Here is a 14,524-nt window from a genome sequence, read left to right as displayed (position 1 = left end):
GTTCCCCGGCCCCGGCCCTGGTGATCTGCCGACTGCTCAGCTCAGCGCCTGGCGCGCCTCACGCCCGCCGTCAGTTGTCGTCCTCGTCGATCAGGAAGCCCCGCATCGGTGACGGCGCCTGCTGCATCGGCTGCTGCCCCTGCGGCCGCACCGGTGCCATCGGCTGGGTCATCGCCGGCGACATCTGCTGCTGGCCGCCGTAGGACTGAGCACCGCCGCCGGACTGGCCGCCGTGACCGGTGTGGCCGCCATGACCGCCCATGGACTGGTTGCCGCCCATGGTGTGGCCCATCGCTCCGGCACCGGCACCCGCCATCGACGGGGACGGCGGCAGGGAGGCGGTGGCCGGGGTACGCGGCGGGGCCAGCGAGTCGTCGGCCTGGTTCTCCAGCTGGCGCAGCTGGCTCTCCAGGTACGACTTCAGCCGCGTCCGGTACTCGCGCTCGAAGCCGCGCAGGTCCTCGACCTTGCGCTCCAGCGTGGCGCGCGCGGACTCGAGCGAGCCCATCGCCACGCGGTGCTTCTCCTGGGCGTCCCGCTCCAGCGCGTCGGCCTTGGCGCGGGCGTCCCGCTCCAGGCCCTCGGCGCGGCTGCGCGCCTCACCGACGATCTTGTTGGCCTCGGAGCGGGCCTCCGCGATCGCCTGGTCCGCGGTCTGCTGCGCGAGCGAGAGCACGCGGGCAGCGCTGTCGCCGCCCGGACCCTGGCCCGGCTGCGGCATATGCGGGCCGGGGCCACCGGGGCCGCCCATCGGACCACCCATCGGGCCGCCCTGGCCCATGGGTCCACCCTGGCCCATCGGGCCGGGGCCGTGCTGTCCCTGCGGACCGTGTCCACCGGGACCTGCAGGCAGCTGAGGTGCGCCACCGGGCAGCTGGGGCGGGCCCATCTGCTGTTGAGGCGGCACCGGCTGCGGACCGGATATGGCGGCGGGTACCGGCGCACCGGGTCGGTCCTGCCCCTCCGGCGGCTTGCGCATTCCCTGCTGCTGGTTCTGCGCGGCAGCCCGAGTCGCGGCGGCCAGTTTGGCCCGCAGGTCCTCGTTCTCCCTCAGGAGACGGGTCAGTTCACCCTCGACCTCATCGAGGAAGGCATCAACCTCGTCCTCGTCATAGCCTTCTCGGAGACGGACGGTCGTGAACTGCTTGTTCCGCACGTCCTCGGGGGTCAACGGCATCTCTTCTTCACCTCAACGTAGTCGTCGGCAATCGGCAAGACCGTATCGTTCACAGCCGGCTCACGACGGTGATCAGGATGTAGACGATGATCATCAGTACGAAGAAGGACAGGTCGAGCGCTACGCCCCCGAGACGCAGCGGCGGAATGACCCGCCGCAGAAGCTTGAGTGGCGGATCAGTGACAGTGTAGGTGGCCTCCAGGAGGACCACCATCGCCTTGCCGGGCTGCCATGAGCGGGCGAACTGAAACACATAATCCATGACCAACCGGAAGATCAGCACAATCAGGAAGCAGTACAGCGCGATGTAGATCACCTGCAGTGCGATGTCCATCTCGCGGTGCCTCTCCCCTTACTCGTGCCGGGCCCTGCGGCCCCGGTGACCATGGTGCGTCTCAGCTCTGGTTGAAGAACCCGCCCTCTGCGATGCGGGCCTTGTCCTCCGCCGTGACATCGACGTTAGCAGGCGACAAGAGGAACACCTTCTGCGTCACTCGCTCAATGCTTCCATGGAGGCCGAAGACCAAACCGGCAGCAAAGTCGACAAGTCGCTTTGCGTCGGTGTCGTCCATCTCCGTCAGATTCATGATCACCGGAGTGCCCTCACGGAAGTGTTCCCCGATGGTACGGGCTTCGTTGTAGGTCCGGGGATGCAGCGTGGTGATGCGGTAGGGCTCGCGCTCGGACACAACTTTGGGCATGATCACCGGTGCGTTCTTCTCCACATTCGGGCGTTCGGGTGTGATGGATGCCACGGGGGCGATACGCCCTCCTCGCCCCCCTTCGGGGAGGAGGGAACCAGGCCGTCCGCTTTCGGCGGCCAGAGCGACAGGCTCGCGCTGCACGGGCGGATGGACGACCCGTACCGGTTCGTCCTGCTGTGTCCGATCCGACGGATGTGACTGATGTGACCGGCGAGCCCGCTCGGGCTCCGGCTCGGGCTCGAACTCGTCGTCGGGGTCAAATCCCCGGCCGTCGTAACCATCGTCCTCCACGAGGCCGAGGTAGACCGCCATCTTGCGCATCGCGCCGGCCATTCTCTGCGTCCTCCGCTCTGTGGTGGATCGGCTCCGTCACCGGGCGCCCTGGATCCACTCGGCCTGTCCGCCCTTCGACGGAAATGACCATATTTTCTGCCGTGGTCCGACTTGCTTGGCGACGTTACCGGAGCCTGGGTCTGACTCCGAGTACCGCAGTACCGACGCGCACATGTGTCGCTCCGGCTGCCACTGCGTCCTCGAGGTCCGAGCTCATACCTGCTGACACCATGTTCGCAGCAGGATGCTTCGAGCGCATGCTGGATGAGATTTCCATCAGCCGCTCGAATGCAGCACGTTGACGCCCCGCGTACGGACCGGAAAGCGGTGCTACCGTCATCACCCCGCCCAGCCGCAGCCCTTCGGCGGCGGCGATCGCGCCGGCGAGTTCCGGCACTCCGTCCGGCGCCACCCCGCCCCTTCCCCCAGTCCCTCCCGACTCGGCATCCAGGGCGACTTGGACCAAGCACCCCACGTCGCGCCCGGAGCGCACCGCCGCGGCGGAGAGCGCGCCCACGAGCTTCGTCCGGTCGACGGATTGCACCATATCGGCGTAACTGGCCACGGAACGGACCTTGTTCGTCTGCAGCTGTCCGACGAAGTGCCAACGCAGCGGCAGGCCCGCGCACTCGGCCGCCTTGGCCGCCGCCTCCTGGTCCCGGTTCTCCGCGACATGCCGCACCCCGAGTTCGGCGAGCAGCCGGACGTCGCTCGCGGGATAGGTCTTGGTGACCACGATCAGGGTCACCTCCTCCCGCGACCGGCCCGCGGCGGAACAGGCGGAGGCGATACGTTCCTCCACCCGCGCCAGGTTCTCGGCCAGTTGAGCCTTGCGGTCGGTCACGCGTCCATCCGTCCTGAGGGTCCGGGCCGTTCCGCCGGGGATCCGGGGGCGTCGTCCCCCGGGGAGACACCGTCGTCCAGCCAGACATAGCCGGCGAGCCGTCCGGTCGTGCGATCGCGGCGGTACGAGAAGTGGTCCGCCGACTCCAGCGTGCAGACGTGGGATTTCTCGCACATCTGCACGCCAAGTCGGGCAAGTTGTGCGCAGACCCCGGCCGTGACGTCCACGGCGGGGGTGCCCCAGCTGGTGGTCGCCCATGACTCGGGGACGGCTCGTGCCACCTCCGCCCGCATCTCCTCCGGCACCTCGTAGCAGCGGCCGCAGACCGCGGGCCCGGTGAAGGCGGTGATCCTGGACGCCTCCGCGCCGAGCGACAGCATCGTCTCGACGGCCGCGGGGACGACTCCGGCCACAAGCCCCGGGCGCCCGGCGTGCACGGCGCCCGCGACGCCCGCGGACGGGTCGGCCAGGAGGACCGGAGTGCAGTCGGCGGTGAGGACGGCCAGGGCGACCCCGCGGCGGGCGGTCACCACCGCGTCGACCGCCGGGATCTCGTCGTCCGCGGCCCAGGGGCCGTCGACCACGGCGACATCCCGGCCGTGGACCTGGTTCATCCAGACCACCCGGGCCGGATCGAGCCCGAGCGACCCGGCGGCACGGTCGCGATTGGCCCGGACGGCACCGGGGTCGTCACCGACCGCGCCGCCCAGGTTGAGTTCCTCGTACGGAACGGCGCTCACCCCGCCCCACCGGTCGGTGAAGGCGAAGTGGGCGCCGCCCACTGCTGCGTTGTGAGTTATCACTTCGGGCTGGACTATTTCAGGAAGTCCGGGACGTCCAGCTCCTCGGCCTGGCTGTCCTGGTAAGGACGGGCCGGGGGCACGTGCGGAGAGGCCGCCGGGCCCGGGGATGTCTCGCCGGCCGGTACCGTCTCGGCTCCGTCCGGCTCCTCCTCGCGCGGAGCGACGGTGCCGAGCCCGCCGAACGACGGCCGGTTTCCGGAGTCGGCCGGGGACGCGGGCGTACGGCCCGTGCTCCCGTAGGACTCCTCGCGCCCGCTGCCGGTCGAGCCGAGCACCTTGTCGCGGTTCTTCGAAGGCGGTTGCCCGCCGTCGAAGCCCGCCGCGATCACGGTGACCCGTACCTCGTCGCCGAGCGCATCATCGATGACCGCACCGAAGATGATGTTCGCCTCGGGGTGGGCGGCCTCGCTGACGAGCTGGGCGGCCTCGTTGATCTCGAACAGGCCCAGGTCCGAGCCGCCGGAGATGGAGAGCAGCACGCCCCGGGCGCCGTCGATGGACGCCTCCAGCAGCGGCGAGGAGATCGCCATCTCGGCCGCGGCCACCGCGCGGTCGTCGCCGCGCGCCGAGCCGATGCCCATGAGAGCGGATCCGGCCTCGGACATCACCGACTTGACGTCGGCGAAGTCGAGATTGATCAGACCCGGGGTGGTGATGAGGTCGGTGATGCCCTGGACACCGGACAGCAGCACCTGGTCCGCGGACTTGAACGCGTCGAGCACGCTCACCTGGCGGTCCGAGATGGACAGCAGCCGGTCATTGGGGATCACGATGAGGGTGTCGACCTCGTCGCGCAGACCGGCGATACCGTCCTCGGCCTGGTTCGCGCGACGGCGTCCCTCAAAGGTGAACGGGCGGGTGACCACGCCGATCGTCAGGGCGCCCAGCGAGCGGGCGATGTTGGCGACCACCGGTGCGCCACCGGTACCGGTCCCGCCACCCTCACCCGCTGTGACGAAGACCATGTCGGCCCCCTTGAGGACCTCCTCGATCTCCTCACGGTGGTCCTCGGCGGCCTTGCGGCCGACATCGGGGTTGGCGCCGGCGCCGAGGCCCCGGGTGAGCTCGCGGCCGACGTCCAGCTTGACGTCGGCGTCGCTCATCAGCAGGGCCTGCGCATCGGTGTTGATCGCGATGAACTCGACGCCCTTGAGACCGACCTCGATCATCCGGTTGATGGCGTTGACGCCACCGCCGCCGATGCCGACGACCTTGATGACTGCGAGGTAGTTCTGCGGTGCTGCCACGTCGAAGGCCTCTCGCCTCGAGTTACGTGTCCGGGTACCACGGCTGTGCGGTGCACGGACTGATGCCGATGTGGGACGGTCCGAACGCCGACCCGAACCCTAACGGTCAAGTTTAGGGTTACCAGTATGTCTGCCCTGTGGAGTCTTCGAACGAGACACTAAGTCGACAAGCGCTGCGCGTTCAACGAACACGCCGAACCTCCCGTTTTTCTTTTCACCCTATGTGATCACGCATAGGGCTAGCGACCCAGGGTGCTCGGCCGCAGCTCCACCCGTCAACTCCCGGACGCGGCAGGGGCAGTGGGCGTGCTCACATTGAAGTGCCGGGCATCCCGCGCCGTTTTCATCAGGGCGAGCAGAGTTCTCGACTTGGCAGCACTGTTCTCGCCGTTCCCCCACAGCACCGTGCGACCACCTGTCATCTCCAGCGTGATGGAGTCATATGAACGGACTTTGATGGCCTGAGTGTCCCGTTGAATCCGCTCGGGCAGTCCGGACGCCACCCGGACCGCCTCCCGCCGGAGGCGGTCCGGCCCGAAACGCCGCAGACTCGGGGACCGGTCGGGCTTCAGCTCCAGCAGCGGAACGCCCTTGGGCCGGCGGCCCACCGTTGCGAACCGCACTCCCCCGGCGTCCACTTCGATGAATTTTCCGCCCTTTGCGACAGGCCCTGTCGCGATGAGCGCCACCGGATGTCTTTCGGTCACGGTCAGACCGATTCCCTTCGGCCATTCCCTGACGACGTCCACGGAGGCGATCCGCGGTAGCTCGGTGCGTAGCCGCGCGGCCACCTCGTCCGTGTCCACGGAGACGAGCGGGGTGTTCATCGGCACCCGCGCCGCCCGGACGACCTGCTCGGGCGTGAGCACTTCGGTGCCACGGGCCCGAACGTGCTCGACGCGCACCCAGTCCGAGCCGTAGAGGACCCAGACCGTGCCCGTCCCCAGCAGTACGAGGGCCGCCAGGGCGGCGATCAGGGTGCGGCGGCGGGGGCGGCGGAGAGGTGGCCGGGGCAGGAGCGGGCCGGACGGCGATGACTTCCGTGCGCCGCGCCGGGCGGTCGTCGTTCCGGCCACGCTCCCTGCTTTCTCACGCCTGACGGCGTGCGGAGATCGCCTCGTACACCATGCCGACCAACAGGTCGTCCGCGTCCCGCCGGCCGAACTCCGCGGCGGCGCGGGACATCTCGTACAGCCGGTGCGGATCGGTGAGCACCGGGAGCACATTACCCTGCACCCACTCAGGGGTGAGCTCGGCGTCGTCGACCAGCAGACCGCCGCCCGCCTTGACCACCGGCTGGGCGTTGAGCCGCTGCTCACCGTTGCCGATGGGCAACGGTACGTAAGCGGCGGGGAGGCCGACGGCGGACAGCTCGGCCACGGTCATCGCGCCCGCACGGCAGAGCATCATGTCGGCCGCGGCGTAGGCCAGATCCATACGGTCCACATAGGGCACCGGGACATACGGGGGCATGCCGGGCATGTTGTCCACGTGCGGCAGCTCGTTCTTGGGGCCGACCGCGTGCAGGATCTGGATTCCCGAGCGCTGGAGCGCGGGCGCCACCGCCTGCACGACCTCGTTCAGCCGCCGGGCACCCTGGGAGCCGCCGGAGACCAGCAGCGTCGGCAGATTGGGGTCGAGACCGAAGGCGGCGCGCGCCTCCGGGCGGACGGCGCCCCGGTCGAGGGTGGCGATCGAGCGGCGCAGCGGGATGCCGACGTAGCGGGCGTTGCGCAGCTTGCTGTCCGGGGTGCTCACCGCGACGCTCGCCGCGTACCGGGAACCGATCTTGTTGGCCAGGCCCGGGCGGGCGTTGGCCTCATGCACGATGATCGGCACTCCGAGCCGTTTGGCGGCCAGATAGCCGGGCAGGGCGACGTAGCCCCCGAAGCCGACCACGCAGTCGGCCTTGGTGCGCTCCAGGATCTGCTCAGCGGCCTTGATCGTGCCGCGCAGCCGCCCGGGGACGGTGATCAGCTCCGGTGTGGGCTTGCGCGGCAGCGGTACGGCCGGGATCAGCCCCAGCTCGTAGCCCCGCTCCGGGACGAGCCGGGTCTCGAGTCCGCGCTCCGTGCCGAGGGCCGTGATCCCCACGGTCGGGTCCTGCCTGCGCAGGGCGTCCGCGAGGGCGAGCGCGGGCTCGATGTGGCCGGCGGTCCCCCCACCGGCGAGTACGACATGCACCGAAATTCACCGCTCTCCGGACGGCCGCTGCTTGACGCGCCGTCTCATCGTCTTCCATCTCACCCCAGCCAGCTTCCTTCTCAGAGCAGGCTGCCGCATGGCCAGGGCCGCCCGGGCACCGGGCTCGCTGCGCGCGAAGGCGATCAGCAGTCCGATGCCGAACATGGTCGGCAGCAGGGCGGAGCCTCCGTAGGAGAACAGCGGGAGCGGGACGCCGGCGATCGGCAGCAGACCGAGCACCGCACCGATATTGACCATGGCCTGGGCCGTGATCCATGTCGTCACACCTCCCGCGGCATACCTCACGAAGGGGTCCTCCGTGCGTCCGGCCACGCGGATACCCGCATAGCCTAGAGCCGCGAACAGGGCGAGCACCGACAGCGTCCCCGCCAGTCCGAGTTCCTCCCCGGTCACGGCGAAGATGAAGTCGGTATGCGGTTCAGGCAGTTGGCCCCATTTCTCCATACTCGCACCGAGTCCGGAACCGAAGAGTCCGCCGGATGCGAGCGCGTAGATCCCGTGCACGGCCTGCCAGCACTGATCGTTCGGGCCGGGCTCGGTGGCCCCGATACAGGCGAGCCGCGCCATCCGGTTGGCACTGGTCGTGATCAGCAGCAGGCCGAGCAGCCCCGTGACGCCCAGCACCCCCGCGAAGAGCCGGGTCGGGGCACCGGCGAGCCAGAGCAGGCCGAAGAGGATCGCGGTGAGAATGATCGCAGTGCCCATGTCACCGCCCAGCATGATCAGTCCGAGGAGCATGAAGGCGGCCGGGACCAGCGGCACCAGCAGATGCTTCCACTGGTTCAGCAGCCGCTTGTCCTGTTTGCGGGTGAGCAGGTCCGCTCCCCACAGCACCAGCGCCAGCTTGCCGAACTCGCTGGGCTGGAGCTGGAAGGAGCCGCCGAGCTGGAGCCAGTTACGGTTGCCGTTGACGGTCTGGCCGATGCCCGGGATCTGGACCAGTGTCATCAGGAAGACGGAGACCGCGAGCAGCGGGTACGCCAGCGCCCGGTGCATCCGGACGGTGAGCCGTGACGCGAGCAGCAGCAGGCCGGTGCCGAGGACGGCGGCGACCAGCTGCTTGCGGAAGAAGTACGTGGACGGGAGCCCGGACTGCAGCGCCTGGATCTGTGAGGCGGAGAAGACCATGACCAGACCCAGGACGGTGAGGAGCAGACTCCCGCCGAAGATCAGGTAGTACGCGGTCAGGGGCCGGTCCCAGGCGCGGCGGGCCCTGGTGTACACATGGCGCAGACCGCCCAGCGCACTGCCGCGCCGGGGCTTGGGAGCCGGACCGCCGCGCCCACGGGGGCGGAGCTTCGGCGGTCTCGCCGTACGGGCCGTCATGTCCCCTCCTGTGGTCTCGTGCGCCGGATCCGTCCGCGGCAGGAGGGACAGGACCGGCTACCGCTCCTGTTCCCCGGAGCCCGCCTCGAGGTCTCGTACAGCGGCCGCGAAGGCCTCTCCGCGCTTGCCGTAGTTGACGAACATGTCCATCGAGGCACAGGCCGGAGCCAGGAGGACGGTGTCTCCCGGCCGGGCCAGTCCCGCCGCCTCCAGGACCGCCGCGGCCATCGCCCCAGTGTCGGTCCGGTCGAGGTCCACGACCGGAACATCCGGTGCGTGTCGCGCCAGCGCTTCGCGGATCAGGGCGCGGTCGGCGCCGATCAGCACGGCGCCCCTCAGCCGCCCTGCCGCTCCCGTGACGAGGTCGTCGAAGGTCGCGCCCTTGGCCAGGCCTCCCGCGATCCAGACGATGTGCTCGTAGGCGGCGAGGGAGGCTTGCGTGGCGTGGGTGTTGGTGGCCTTGGAGTCGTCGACGTACGCGACTCCGCCGACATCCGCGACATGTTCGATGCGGTGTGCGTCGGGGCGGAAGGCCCGCAGTCCTTCGCGTACGGCGGTGGGCTCGACGCCGAAGGCGCGGGCCAGGGCCGCCGCCGCGAGGGCGTTGGCGATGTTGTGCGGTGCCGGCGGGTTCACGTCCGTGACCTCGGCCAGCTCCTGGGCGTGGCTGTACCGGTTCCCGACGAAGGCGCGGTCGACCAGGATGCCTTCGACCACACCGAGTTGGGAGGGGCCGGGGGTGCCGAGGGTGAAGCCGATCGCGCGGCAGCCCTCCTCGACGTCGGCCGCGCGGACCAGTTCCTCGGTGGCGGGGTCGTCGGCGTTGTAGACACAGGCGACCTGGTTGCCCTCGTAGATACGGCCCTTGTCGGCGGCGTACGCCTGCATGGAGCCGTGCCAGTCGAGGTGGTCGGGCGCGAGGTTGAGCACGGCCGCGGAGTGGGCGCGCAGACTCGGCGCCCAGTGGAGCTGGTAGCTGGACAGCTCCACGGCCAGCACGTCGTACGGCTCGGTGCCGTCCTCCTCCCGCGCGAGGACCACGTCGAGGAGCGATACGCCGATGTTGCCGACGGCGGCGGTCCGCAGACCGGCGGCCTCCAGGATGGAGGCCAGCATCTGCACCGTGGTCGTCTTGCCGTTGGTGCCGGTGACCGCGAGCCAGGGGGCCGCTCCCGGCCCGCGCAGCCGCCAGGCCAGCTCCACATCGCCCCAGACCGGGACACCTGCCTCGGCGGCGGCCCGGAAGAGCGGTTTGTCCGGCTTCCAGCCGGGCGTGGTCACCATCAGCTCGGTGCCTTCGGGCAGGGTGTCACCGTCGCCGAGGCGTACGGTCACGCCCAGGGCTTCGAGTTCGGCCGCCTGTCGGCGTGCCCGCTCGTCGTCACCGTCGTTGACCACGGTGACCCGGGCGCCGAGGCCCCGGAGCACCCGCGCCGCGGGTACCCCGGAGACGCCGAGGCCGGCGACGGTGACGTTCTTCTCCGCCCAGGTCACTTGCCGGCCGCCCAGCCCGCGTAGAAAAGACCGAGGCCCACGATCACGCACATGCCCTGGATGATCCAGAATCTGACGACCACCAGCACTTCCGTCCAGCCTTTGAGTTCGAAGTGGTGCTGGAGCGGCGCCATCCGGAAGACCCGCTTGCCGGTGAGCCGGAACGAACCGACCTGGATCACCACGGACATGGTGATCAGCACGAACAGACCGCCGAGCAGGGCCAGCAGCAGCTCCGTACGGGAGCAGATCGCCAGGCCCGCGAGCGCGCCGCCGAGAGCCAGCGAACCGGTGTCCCCCATGAAGATCTTGGCGGGAGAGGTGTTCCACCACAGGAAGCCGAAGCAGGCGCCCATCAGGGCGGAGGCGACGACGGCGAGGTCCAGCGGGTCGCGCACCTCGTAGCAGTTGGGGCCGGAGGTGAGCTGGTTGGCGCAGGACTCCTGGTACTGCCAGACGCCGATGAAGGTGTACGCGCCGAAGACCATCACGGAAGCGCCGGTGGCCAGACCGTCGAGACCGTCGGTGAGGTTCACCCCGTTCGACATCGCGAGGATCATGAACAGCGCCCAGATCGTGAAGATCACCGGGCCGAGGTACCAGCCGAAGTCCTGGGTGAACGACAGCCGGTCGGAGGCCGGGGTTTGTCCGCGGGAGTCGGCGAAGTTGAGCGACAGGATCGCGAACGCGACACCGACGATGAGCTGTCCGGCCATCTTCGCCTTGGCGCGCAGGCCGAGGCTCCGCTGCTTGACGATTTTGATGTAGTCGTCGAGAAAGCCGACCAGGCCCATGCCTGCCATCAGGAAGAGCACCAGCACACCGGAGAAGGTCGGCTCGCTGGAGGTGAGGACCTTCGTCAGGGCATACGCGATGAGCGTCGCCAGGATGAAGGCGATGCCACCCATGGTCGGGGTGCCGCGCTTGCTGTGGTGGCCCCGCGGGCCGTCGTCCCGGATGAACTGGCCGTAGCCCTTGCGGGCCAGCAGTTTGATCAGTAGTGGAGTGCCGATCAGGGACAGGAAGAGCCCGATGACTCCGGAGAAGAGGATCTGCCTCATCGGCCGGCGACCTCACCCTCGCCGGCGCTGTCGAGAAGCTCCAGCGCGACCCGCTCCAGGCCTACGGATCTGGAAGCCTTCACCAGCACGACGTCTCCCGGGCGCAGCTCACTGCGCAACAGGTCGATCGCCGCCTGCGCGTCGGACACGTGCACCGACTCCTCACCCCACGAACCCTCGTTCTTGGCGCCCATGTCGAGCCAGCGGGCCTCCAGGCCCCCCACCGCCACGAGCTTGCTGACGTTGAGCCGGACGGCCAGCCGTCCGACCGCGTCGTGCTCGGCGAGTGACTCCTCGCCGAGCTCGGCCATGCGACCGAGTACCGCCCACGTACGCCCCCCGTTGGCCCGTGGGGCTCCTCCCATGGCGGCGAGTGCGCGCAGTGCGGCTCGCATGGAGTCGGGGTTCGCGTTGTAGGCGTCGTTGACGACGGTCACGCCGTCCGAGCGCTCGGTGACCTCCATCCGCCAGCGGGAGAGCTGGCCCGCTTCGGAGAGCGCCTGGGCGATCTCGTCGACGGGCATGCCCAACTCATGGGCGACGGCGGCCGCGGCGAGCGCGTTCGACACGTGGTGCTCACCGTACAGCCGCAGGGTCACGCCGCTGCACCCGGTGGGTGTTCGGAGCGTGAAAGAGGGCTGTCCGGTCTCGGTGAGCCGGACATCCTCGGCGCGTACGTCGGCGTCCTCGGCCTCGCCGAAGAGGACCGTACGGGCCTTGGTACGGGAGGACATGGCGCGGACCAGGGGATCGTCGGCGTTCAGCACGGCGACACCGCCCTCGGCCGCGGCCGGCAGCGCCTCGGCCAACTCCCCCTTGGCCAGGGCGATCTGCTCACGGCTGCCGAACTCGCCGATGTGCGCGGCGCCCACGTTGAGGACGGCTCCGATACGGGGCGGGGTGAGCTCGGCGAGGTAACGGATGTGGCCCACGCCACGGGCGCCCATCTCCAGGACGAGATGCCGGGTTCCCTCGTCGGCGGTCAGCGCGGTGAGCGGCAGACCGATCTCGTTGTTGAAGGAGCCGGGTGTCCAGACGGTGGGGGCGAGCCGCTGCAGCAGCTGGGCGATGAGGTCCTTGGTGCTGGTCTTGCCCGCCGAGCCGGTGAGGGCGACCACGGTGGCGCCGAGCCGTCCGACGACGGCCCGGGCCAGCGCTCCGAGGGCCGCTTCGACATCCTCCACGACGATCGCGGGAACGCCCACGGGGCGGGCGGCCAGTACGGCTGCCGCGCCCGCCTCGACGGCGCGCTGCGCGTAGTCGTGTCCGTCGACGTGCTCGCCCTGGAAGGCGGCGAAGAGTCCGTCGGGCCGTACCTCCCGGGAGTCGATCACGACGGGACCGGTGACCTGGCGGCCAGGGTCGGGTATATCGAACATCTGTCCGGAGACGATCGAGGCGATCTCGGAGAGCGTCAGGGCGATCACCGGTCACCTCCGGTGGTACAGGAGATCTGCCTCATGTAGGCGTATGCGCGCATGCGTTATGTCATCCCTGGTCGTTGCGGTGCGAAGAGGGGGCACGAAGCGCTTCCGACGAGGACTCGTGGTGATGGTGCCCCCCGTGCCGGAGACCGGAGACGGGCCGGGTCGCCTCGATGGCCTCGCGCAGCACCTGCCGGTCGTCGAAGGGGCGTACCACTCCGGCGATGTCCTGTCCCTGCTCATGGCCCTTGCCGGCGACGAGCACGGTGTCACCGGGCTCGGCGCGGGCGACCGCCGCGGCGATCGCCGCGGCACGGTCGGGCTCGACCACGACGTCGCCGCGCTCGTGCGCGGGCACCTCGGCGGCACCGGCGAGCATGGCGGCGAGGATCGCCAGCGGGTCCTCGGAGCGGGGGTTGTCGGAGGTCAGCACGGCTGTGTCGGCGAGGCGGGCGCAGGCGGCGCCCATCGGGCCGCGCTTGTGGATGTCGCGGTCGCCGCCGCAGCCGAGGACCACATGGATCCGGCCTTCGGTGACCTTGCCCAGGGCGCGCAGGACGGACTCGACGGCATCCGTCTTGTGGGCGTAGTCGACGACCGCCAGATACGGCTGGCCCGCGTCGACGAGCTCCAGGCGCCCCGGTACGCCCGGAACGGCCGCGACGCCGTCGGCCGCGGTCTGCGGGTCGACTCCGGCCACCACGAGTGCGGTGATCGCCGCGAGAGCGTTGGCGACGTTGAACGGGCCCGGCAGCGGCGCCCCGGCCCGTACGGACTCGCCCTTCGGGCCGAGCGCGGTGAAGGTCGAGCCGAGCGGACCCACCTCCACGTCCGCGGCGCGCCAGTCGGCGTCGGGGTGCCCTTCGGCGGAGAAGGTGGTGACGGGGACCTCGGACAGCTCGACCAGGCGCTTTCCGTACTCGTCGTCGAGGTTGACGACCCCGGCACGGCTGCGCCGGGCGGTGAACAGCTGGGCCTTCGCCTGGAAGTAGTCCTCCATGCCGGAGTGGAACTCCATGTGCTCCGGGCTGAGGTTGTTGAACAGGGCGACGTCGAAGACCGTGCCGTCGACCCGGCCGAGGACCAGGGCGTGACTGGAGACCTCCATGGCGACCGAGCCGACCCCGCGCTCGCGCATCACGGCGAAGAGGGCCTGGAGGTCCGTGGCCTCGGGGGTGGTGCGCTCGCTCTTGAGCCGCTCGTCGCCGATCCGGGACTCGACGGTGCCGATGAGGCCGGTGAGCTTCCCCCGCTCCTCGGCGTGCGCCCCGCCCGCGGCCTTGAGGCCGCCCTCGATGAGGTACGCGGTGGTGGTCTTCCCGGAGGTGCCGGTGATGCCGATCTGCAGCAGGTCGCGGCCCGGTTCCCCGTAGATCGCGGCGGCCAGGGCGCCCATCCGCGCCCGCGGGTCGTCCACGACGAGGACGGGCACACCGGTGGCGGCCGCACGGTCCGCGCCCGCCGGGTCGGTGAGGACCGCGGCGGCACCGAGGTCGGCGGCCTGGGCGGCGAAGTCCGCACCGTGGAAGCGGGCGCCGGGCAGGGCGGCGTAGACGTCGCCGGGGCGCACCGCGCGCGAGTCATGGGTGATGCCCGTGACAGCGGTGCCGGCGGCTGCGTCGGGGGCCTTGGTTCCCAGCTGATCCGCCAGCGCCGCGAGCGGGGTGGGACGGACATGGTCCGGTCGTGGTGCTCCCGGGTAGGTCACAGGAGCATCATGCGGGGTGTGGGGCTGATCAGCATGTGGCACGGCGGTGAGCGTACCGGGCCCACCGGGCCCGCGGCGAAATGAGGGGGGCCGGTGGACCGCGTGGTCCTCCGGCGGCGGGGGCGTACGGCGGGTGGCCGGGCGGCGCTCCTGGTCACGGTCGCCGGGGCCGGGGCTGGTGGTCGTCATGGTGTTTCC

Annotated in this window: 13 protein-coding genes; all 13 read right to left on the bottom strand. The window is 70.2% G+C overall.

Annotated elements, in window-relative coordinates; all coding sequences use genetic code 11:
• Window positions 1–70: 70 nt before the first annotated feature.
• Complete coding sequence (locus tag ACTWQE_RS24975) at window positions 71–1,177, bottom strand: DivIVA domain-containing protein (protein WP_443331283.1); 1,107 nt, start codon at window positions 1,175–1,177, stop codon at window positions 71–73.
• A gap of 49 nt (window positions 1,178–1,226) precedes the next feature.
• A complete protein-coding gene (locus tag ACTWQE_RS24970; RefSeq protein WP_443331282.1) occupies window positions 1,227–1,511 on the bottom strand; it encodes a YggT family protein in 285 nt (94 codons plus the stop codon).
• A gap of 61 nt (window positions 1,512–1,572) precedes the next feature.
• Window positions 1,573–2,214, bottom strand: coding sequence for a cell division protein SepF (locus ACTWQE_RS24965; protein WP_443331281.1), 642 nt, complete (start codon window positions 2,212–2,214; stop codon window positions 1,573–1,575).
• A gap of 124 nt (window positions 2,215–2,338) precedes the next feature.
• Window positions 2,339–3,058 carry a YggS family pyridoxal phosphate-dependent enzyme gene (locus tag ACTWQE_RS24960; RefSeq protein WP_443331280.1) on the bottom strand — a complete coding sequence of 240 codons (720 nt, stop codon included), beginning with the start codon at window positions 3,056–3,058 and terminating at the stop codon, window positions 2,339–2,341.
• Window positions 3,055–3,840 (bottom strand): peptidoglycan editing factor PgeF, encoded by a 786-nt coding sequence (gene pgeF, locus ACTWQE_RS24955; protein WP_443331279.1) that lies wholly within the window; start codon window positions 3,838–3,840, stop codon window positions 3,055–3,057. The genes ACTWQE_RS24960 and pgeF overlap by 4 nt, the downstream gene beginning before the upstream one ends.
• Window positions 3,841–3,872: 32 nt before the next feature.
• Window positions 3,873–5,108 carry a cell division protein FtsZ gene (ftsZ, locus tag ACTWQE_RS24950; protein WP_443331278.1) on the bottom strand — a complete coding sequence of 412 codons (1,236 nt, stop codon included), beginning with the start codon at window positions 5,106–5,108 and terminating at the stop codon, window positions 3,873–3,875.
• Between the two features lie 275 nt (window positions 5,109–5,383).
• Window positions 5,384–6,184 carry a cell division protein FtsQ/DivIB gene (locus ACTWQE_RS24945; protein WP_443331277.1) on the bottom strand — a complete coding sequence of 267 codons (801 nt, stop codon included), beginning with the start codon at window positions 6,182–6,184 and terminating at the stop codon, window positions 5,384–5,386.
• Between the two features lie 13 nt (window positions 6,185–6,197).
• On the bottom strand, window positions 6,198–7,292 hold the full coding sequence (gene murG / locus ACTWQE_RS24940; protein ID WP_443331276.1) for an undecaprenyldiphospho-muramoylpentapeptide beta-N-acetylglucosaminyltransferase: 1,095 nt from the start codon (window positions 7,290–7,292) through the stop codon (window positions 6,198–6,200).
• Between the two features lie 6 nt (window positions 7,293–7,298).
• Window positions 7,299–8,639 carry a putative lipid II flippase FtsW gene (gene ftsW, locus ACTWQE_RS24935; RefSeq protein ID WP_443331275.1) on the bottom strand — a complete coding sequence of 447 codons (1,341 nt, stop codon included), beginning with the start codon at window positions 8,637–8,639 and terminating at the stop codon, window positions 7,299–7,301.
• A 57-nt stretch (window positions 8,640–8,696) separates the two neighbouring features.
• Window positions 8,697–10,148 (bottom strand): UDP-N-acetylmuramoyl-L-alanine--D-glutamate ligase, encoded by a 1,452-nt coding sequence (gene murD, locus ACTWQE_RS24930; RefSeq protein WP_443331284.1) that lies wholly within the window; start codon window positions 10,146–10,148, stop codon window positions 8,697–8,699.
• Entirely contained in the window at window positions 10,130–11,194 is a 1,065-nt protein-coding gene (mraY, locus tag ACTWQE_RS24925; RefSeq protein ID WP_443331274.1) for a phospho-N-acetylmuramoyl-pentapeptide-transferase, read from the bottom strand. The genes murD and mraY overlap by 19 nt, the downstream gene beginning before the upstream one ends.
• Window positions 11,191–12,621, bottom strand: a complete 1,431-nt coding sequence (locus ACTWQE_RS24920; RefSeq protein WP_443331273.1) for a UDP-N-acetylmuramoyl-tripeptide--D-alanyl-D-alanine ligase — start codon at window positions 12,619–12,621, stop codon at window positions 11,191–11,193. Before ACTWQE_RS24920 ends, mraY begins: the two co-directional genes overlap by 4 nt.
• A 61-nt stretch (window positions 12,622–12,682) precedes the next feature.
• Window positions 12,683–14,515 (bottom strand): UDP-N-acetylmuramoyl-L-alanyl-D-glutamate--2,6-diaminopimelate ligase, encoded by a 1,833-nt coding sequence (locus tag ACTWQE_RS24915; protein ID WP_443331272.1) that lies wholly within the window; start codon window positions 14,513–14,515, stop codon window positions 12,683–12,685.
• Window positions 14,516–14,524 lie beyond the last annotated feature (9 nt).

Source organism: Streptomyces sp. 8N706 (genome assembly GCF_052245415.1).
Taxonomy (GTDB): domain Bacteria; phylum Actinomycetota; class Actinomycetes; order Streptomycetales; family Streptomycetaceae; genus Streptomyces.
The sequence above is the reverse complement of the archived record's forward strand: the minus strand, read 5'-3'. Positions and strand labels throughout refer to the sequence as shown.